Source organism: Neisseria flava (assembly GCF_982712965.1).
Genome location: NZ_CEXQBZ010000099.1, coordinates 1 through 2,873 on the forward strand (window position 1 = coordinate 1; position 2,873 = coordinate 2,873).

A 2,873-nucleotide genomic window follows, 5' to 3' on the forward strand; every position below is an offset into this window, starting at 1 on the left:
GAAAGGCCGTATGCTACCGCATACTGGCCTTTTTCTGTTAGGGAAAGTTGCACTTCAAATGCGAATCCGCCGACCTTCTCTTATGGTTCAAATAATTTTTATTTCTTCGCCGCCCTTCTCGCGCGGATGACTTCGATCACGCCCGGCAGGATGGAAATCACGATAATCGCCACCATCACCAACGCCAGATTGTTTTTCACCACCGGAATATTGGCGAAGAAATAGCCGGCATAGGAAAACGATACTACCCACAATACCGCGCCGATGATGTTGTAGCGGATGAAAGTGCCGTAGTGCATGCTGCCCATGCCTGCGACAAACGGAGCAAACGTGCGCACAATCGGGACGAAGCGGGCGATGATGATGGTTTTGCCGCCGTGTTTTTCGTAGAACGCGTGGGTTTTCTCCAGATACGACTGGCGGAAGATTTTGGAATCGGGGTTGGCAAAGAGTTTGCGCCCGAAAAACTTGCCGATCATGAAGTTGGCGGCATCGCCCAAAATCGCGGCGGCCAAAAGCAGTGCAATCATGACATGAATATTCATGCTGCCGACCGCGGCAATCCCGCCCGCGGCAAACAGCAGCGAATCGCCCGGTAGAAACGGCGTAACCACCAAGCCCGTTTCGCAGAAAATAATCAAAAACAACACCGCGTAAATCCATACGCCGTATTGCGCGGAAATCTCGACCAAATGCTGGTCGATGTGGAGGATAAAATCAATAAGGGTCGAAATCACGAAATCTTCCTGAAATGAAAAAGACAGGGGTCGTCTGAAAACAGACGCGTCGCCAAATGTCTGCCATTGTATATGAAACCCATGCCGCGCGCCCCTTTTTCAGACGACCCCGCGCCTTGATACGCGCTGACAAAACAACGTACAATAAACCCGATTCCAACCCATCCGGTATGCCTTTGTGAACCAGCTTATTTTCGACTTCGCCGAACGCGGCTATCCCGGTTTCGACAAATTCCTCGGAACGGAAAATGCCGAACTGGTCTATGTGTTACAGCATAAACACGACCCGTTTATCTACGTCTGGGGCGAAGAAGGCGCGGGCAAAAGCCACCTGTTGCGCGCGTGGGTTGCCCAAGCGCTCGACGCGGGGAAAAAAGCCGTCTATATCGACGCCGCCGCCACGCCCCTGACCGAAGCTGCCCTTGAAGCCGACTACCTCGCCATCGACCAAATCGAAAAACTGGGCAACGAAGAACAAGCCCTCCTGTTTGCCGTATTCAACCGTTTCCGCAACAGCGGCAAAGGCTTTCTGCTGTTAAGTTCAGAACACACCCCCCAACAGCTCGTCATCCGCGAAGACTTGCGCACCCGCATGGCGTACTGCCTCGTTTACGAAGTCAAACCCCTGACCGACCAAGAAAAAATCGACGCGCTCGTCAGTATGGCGGCGGCGCGCCAAGTTACCATAGACCCCGAAATCTTCGAATACCTGCTCAACCACTGGCGGCGCGACATGGACAGCCTGATGCAGATGCTCGACACGCTGGACAACTACGCCGTTACCATGGGCAAACGCATCACCCTGCCGCTTCTGCGCCAGCTTTTGAAACAACAGGAAACCCAATGAAAAACCTCGCCATTTTCGACCTCGACAACACCCTTATCAACACCGATTCCGACCACTCTTGGCCGCAATACCTCATTAAAAAAGGGCTGGTTGACGCTGCCGAAACCGAAGCACAAAACGAAAAATTCTACCGCGACTACCAAAACGGCTGCCTCGACATCGACGCCTTCCTCAAATTCCACCTCGCCCCGCTCGCCCGTTACAGCAAAGAAGAGCTGGCGGAATTTCACCGCGAATTTATGGCAGAGTTCATCACGCCCTACATTTCGCCCATGCAGCGTATGCTGGTACAGAGCCACCAAATGGCGGGCGACGAAACCCTAGTTATCTCCTCGACCAACGAGTTCATCATCACCCCCATCTGCCACCTTTTCGGCATCACCAACATCATCGGTACCCAACTCGAAACCGGTGCCGACGGCCGCTACACCGGCAACTACATCGGCACGCCCAGCCTCAAAGAAGGCAAAATCACCCGCCTGAACCAATGGCTCGCCGAACGCGGCGAAACGCTCGAAAGCTATGGCAAAACCTATTTTTACAGCGACTCCAAAAACGACCTGCCGCTGCTGCGCCTCGTCAACGAACCCATCGCCGTCAACCCCGATGCCGAGCTGGAACAGGAAGCCAAAGCAAAAGGTTGGCCGATATTGAACTTCAAATAAGCAACACCGCGCCCGCCGCCCAAACGGGCGCAATATCGTAACGTGGGCTTCGCCCGCGAAAAACAAAGGTCGTCTGAAAATAGCACACCCCCGTAGCGTGGGCTTCGCCCGCGAAAAACAAAGGTCGTCTGAAAATAGCACAACCCCGTAGCGTGTGCTTAGCCCACGGAAAACAAAGGGTCGTCCGAAAACCAATAAAAACAAATTCCCCCTAAACCCTCTACAAATCGACAAATAAGGAAAACACCCATGTCCATCCGCGCCATCATCCCCGCCCTGATGCTTGCCTTCGTCCTACCCGCAACCGCGCAAACCGTCAACCCGGCAGAATACGCCCCCGCATCCCAAAATCCCGCACAACCCATCAAACCCGTCAAACTATCCATCTTGGTTTCCCCCGAAGGCAAAGCCGTAGAAGTCCACATCCTCGAATCCAGCGGTTATGAAGGGCTCGACGAAACAGCCGTCGCAACCGCCAAAAAAGACAAATACAAAGCCGCCGGATACTGGGTGAAATATAAAGGAACCATCGAGTTTAAAAACCAATAGGTCGGCGGATTCGCATTTGAAGTGCAACTTTCCCTAACAGAAAAAGGCCAGTATGCGGTAGCATACGGCCTTTCC

5 protein-coding genes are annotated in these 2,873 nt (G+C 53.3%); 4 read left to right on the top strand and 1 reads right to left on the bottom strand.

The genetic code is table 11. The annotated features are described in order from the left end of the window. Nucleotides 1-98: 98 nt before the first annotated feature. On the bottom strand, nt 99-737 hold the full coding sequence (locus tag AC5M9B_RS04750) for a DedA family protein (protein WP_019269919.1): 639 nt from the start codon (nt 735-737) through the stop codon (nt 99-101). 56 nt (nt 738-793) lie between these two features. Here AC5M9B_RS04750 and AC5M9B_RS04755 point away from each other — a divergent pair, with 56 nt between their 5' ends. The 4 genes from AC5M9B_RS04755 (at nt 794) to AC5M9B_RS04770 (ending at nt 2,798) form a co-directional block, all read left to right on the top strand. After that, on the top strand, nt 794-919 hold the full coding sequence (locus AC5M9B_RS04755; RefSeq protein WP_019269920.1) for a hypothetical protein: 126 nt from the start codon (nt 794-796) through the stop codon (nt 917-919). Continuing rightward, on the top strand, nt 916-1,584 hold the full coding sequence (gene hda / locus AC5M9B_RS04760; protein ID WP_019269921.1) for a DnaA regulatory inactivator Hda: 669 nt from the start codon (nt 916-918) through the stop codon (nt 1,582-1,584). The genes AC5M9B_RS04755 and hda overlap by 4 nt, the downstream gene beginning before the upstream one ends. Further along, a complete protein-coding gene (locus AC5M9B_RS04765) occupies nt 1,581-2,249 on the top strand; it encodes a histidinol-phosphatase (protein ID WP_070656545.1) in 669 nt (222 codons plus the stop codon). The genes hda and AC5M9B_RS04765 overlap by 4 nt, the downstream gene beginning before the upstream one ends. Before the next feature lie 249 nt (nt 2,250-2,498). Beyond that, a complete protein-coding gene (locus AC5M9B_RS04770) occupies nt 2,499-2,798 on the top strand; it encodes a TonB family protein (RefSeq protein WP_070656547.1) in 300 nt (99 codons plus the stop codon). The last annotated feature ends 75 nt before the right edge of the window (nt 2,799-2,873 follow it).